The organism is Mesorhizobium sp. M7A.F.Ca.CA.002.05.1.1 (assembly GCF_003998335.1).
GTDB lineage: Bacteria > Pseudomonadota > Alphaproteobacteria > Rhizobiales > Rhizobiaceae > Mesorhizobium.
This window is the reverse complement of record NZ_RZQI01000762.1, coordinates 1-2,924: the sequence shown is the minus strand read 5'-3', so window position 1 is coordinate 2,924 and position 2,924 is coordinate 1. Positions and strand designations below refer to the sequence as shown.

The window sequence follows — 2,924 nt, the reverse complement described above, 5'->3', positions numbered from 1 at the left end:
GGTCGGTGGAGCCTGTGTCGCAGACGATGACTTCACGCACCACGCCCTCGACCGCTCCGCCAATCAGCGAGGCGAGCGTGCGGGCGAGGCCCTCCTCGTCATTGCGGGTTTCGATGAGAACACTGAGCATCCTTAGCCGAATAGCGGAAAGCGCCGGACAGCGCCAGTTTTTGCATCGCACCATAGAAAGTTCTTGCTTTGTTCCCACCAGTAAAATAGGAATAATTTCATGAACAGAGCGATTCGACACAACACGGACAGTCCCTGGGAGCGGGCGAAAATGGAACAGATCGTGCGCGCCGACATTGCAGCTTTCGGAGCAGGAAGAGCCGAGATGGCCAACGCGATGGTCGAGCAGAGCGGCATGCGTGTCCGCCCGGACCGCAACCGCGGCAGGTCGGCTGGCATCAATCCGTCCGGCCGGTTCGAGCCAGTCAGCCGGCACGTGTTCGACGATGGCTGGAATTCGCTGGAAGAACTGCCGCCTTTCAAGACCGAAGTGCAGGTAGAGAAGCCGCGCACCATCATCACCCGCAACGAATCGCCCGACATTTCCTTCGACCGTTCCATCAACCCCTATCGCGGCTGCGAGCATGGCTGCGTCTATTGCTTTGCCCGCCCGACGCACGCGTTCATGGGCCTGTCGCCGGGTCTGGATTTCGAATCCAAGCTGTTCGCCAAGCCTGATGCGGCGCGCTTGCTCGACAAGGAGCTTTCGAAGGACAGCTATCAGCCGCGCACCATCGCCATCGGCACCAACACCGACCCCTACCAGCCGATCGAGAAGCAATACCGGATCATGCGCGAAATCCTCGAAGTGCTGGAAGCGCGCGGCCATCCGGTCGGCATCGTGACAAAGTCCGCTCTGGTGACGCGCGATATCGATATCCTGTCGCGCATGGCCGAACGCGGGCTCGCCAAGGTAGCGCTGTCGGTGACGACGCTCGACCGCATGCTGGCGCGCACCATGGAGCCGCGCGCGTCGACGCCGACCAAGCGGCTGGAAGCGATCCGGCAGCTTTCGGATGCCGGCATTCCGGCGTCGGTCATGGTGGCGCCGATCATTCCGGGCCTGACCGATCCGGAGATGGAACGCATCCTCGATTCCGCATGTGCGGCGGGCGCGCGCGAAGCGGGCTACGTGATCCTGCGGCTGCCGCTGGAGGTCAGCCCGATCTTCAAGGATTGGCTGCTGCGTCATTATCCCGACCGCTACCGCCATGTGATGTCGCTGGTCCGGTCGATGCGTGACGGCAAGGACTACGATTCGGAATGGGGCAAACGCATGAAGGGCGCCGGTCCCTATGCCTGGCAGATCGGCCGGCGCTTCGAGATCACAGCCAAGCGGCTCGGCCTCAATGCCGAACGGCGCACGCTGCGGACCGACCAGTTCGTTGCCGCCGGGAAAGACCAGGTGCAGTTGACGCTGCTTTAAGAGACAATTCGTCGCGGTGGTTTGATCCGTCGCGGCACCAGAATCCCGTCCGGCCTGCCCCGGCCTGCAGACGGTGCCCTCCCGGTCCGGCGCCCCACCCGACCCGGAGGGACTTGCGGAGAATCAGAGCCGATGCGAACCTCGCCGCAACATGGCTCGCGCGCGTTCTGATTCTCCGCCTCTCTTTGAGATCATCGAGAAGCCCGACTTCTCCTTCGAGACGAAGGCGATGGCGGAGGGCCTGTGGCCGGTTGCCGGGATGGACGAGGCCGGCCGTGGCCCCCTGGCCGGGCCGGTAGTCGCCGCGGCCGTGGTGCTCGATCCCGCCAACATTCCCGACGGCCTCGACGATTCCAAGCGCCTCAGCCATCTGCAGCGTGAAGCCTTGTTCCTGCGAATTCTCGGCTCTGCGCAGGCGGTCTCAATGGCCTCCATCAGTGCCGAGGGTATCGACGGCAGCAACATCCTCAAGGCAAGCCTGGAAGCCATGCGCCGCGCCCTGGTAGGGCTGTCGGTCAGACCGAAGCTCGCCCTTGCCGATGGACGCGACGTGCCGCCTGGCCTGCCTTGTGAAGGGCGCGCGCTGATCAAGGGCGACCAGCGTTCGCAGTCGATCGCCGCCGCCTCGATCGTCGCCAAGGTGATGCGTGATCGCATGATGTGCGGCTGCGGCAACCATCACGACCGTTACGGCTTCGAAGTCCATATGGGCTACGCCACGCTTCGCCATCGCACGGCAATCGAGGCGCATGGCCCGGTGGCGCGGCTGCATCGCGTATCGTTTTCGCCGTTCAGGCTGGGTGGCGCTGAAGTGGTCGAGGAAGAGAGCTTCGTCGGAATGGATAGCTGATCTCCCCCCTCGAGGGGGAGATTATCCCCGCCCACAACAAAAAGCCGCCAGGTTGCCCGGGCGGCTTTCGATGATTGGCTAGCGGGACCCTCTAGTTCAGCTTCGACTTCACGTCCGCAAGCGATGCCTTGAACAGATCGGCACCGGCCTTGGCGTCGATCTTGCCGGCAAGCAGCGCGCGCGCTGCCTCTACGGCGATGTCGACGGCGCTGGCGCGGACTTCGCTGATGGCGTCACGCTCGGCCTGGCCGATCTTCTGCTCGGCAAGCGCGGTGCGCCTGACAACATAGTCCTCGGTCTTCTTGTGCGCTTCGGCGGCAAGCAAGTCGGCTTCGCGCTTGGCGGCGGCGACGATGTCGGCGGCCTCCTGCTCGGCTTCCTTGCGCTTGCGCTGATACTGGCCAAGCAGTTGCTGGGCTTCCTCGCGCAGCCGGCGCGCTTCGTCGAGTTCGTTGCTGATCCTTTCGGCGCGGGCGTCGAGCGCCTTGGCGATCAGGCGAGGCACCTTGATGTAGACGGCAATGCCCAGGAAGATGACCAGGGCAACCGTGGCCCAGAGCGTCGCGAGAGATGTGGCGTCCATGATGCGCTCCTCACCGGGCCACGGATTTGACCGCGGCCGCGATCTCTGCCTTGCTG

Annotated in this window: 3 protein-coding genes and 1 pseudogene; 2 read left to right on the top strand and 2 right to left on the bottom strand. The window is 64.1% G+C overall.

What is annotated here, in order from left to right; all coding sequences use genetic code 11:
- Positions 1-130, bottom strand: a pseudogene (locus EN939_RS39370) (glycosyl transferase family 2); the annotation flags it as partial.
- Between the two features lie 150 nt (positions 131-280).
- On the opposite strand from EN939_RS39370, the gene EN939_RS28020 reads away from it, so the two are divergent.
- On the top strand, positions 281-1,435 hold the full coding sequence (locus tag EN939_RS28020) for a PA0069 family radical SAM protein (protein WP_127270954.1): 1,155 nt from the start codon (positions 281-283) through the stop codon (positions 1,433-1,435).
- A 151-nt stretch (positions 1,436-1,586) separates the two neighbouring features.
- Positions 1,587-2,285, top strand: coding sequence for a ribonuclease HII (locus tag EN939_RS28015; protein ID WP_127270953.1), 699 nt, complete (start codon positions 1,587-1,589; stop codon positions 2,283-2,285).
- Positions 2,286-2,376: 91 nt separating this feature from the next.
- Here EN939_RS28015 and EN939_RS28010 read toward each other — a convergent pair whose 3' ends face one another.
- The gene (locus EN939_RS28010; RefSeq protein ID WP_127270951.1) at positions 2,377-2,868 is read right to left on the bottom strand and encodes a F0F1 ATP synthase subunit B; all 492 of its coding nucleotides are present in this window, start codon (positions 2,866-2,868) and stop codon (positions 2,377-2,379) included.
- Between the last annotated feature and the right edge of the window lie 56 nt (positions 2,869-2,924).

Bases quoted from the DNA above. Each gene is read 5' to 3' on its own strand.
- EN939_RS28020 (WP_127270954.1), top strand. From the start codon at position 281: ATGGAACAGATCGTGCGCGCCGACATTGCAGCTTTCGGAGCAGGAAGA.
- EN939_RS28015 (WP_127270953.1), top strand. From the start codon at position 1,587: ATGGCTCGCGCGCGTTCTGATTCTCCGCCTCTCTTTGAGATCATCGAG.
- EN939_RS28010 (WP_127270951.1), bottom strand. From the start codon at position 2,868: ATGGACGCCACATCTCTCGCGACGCTCTGGGCCACGGTTGCCCTGGTC.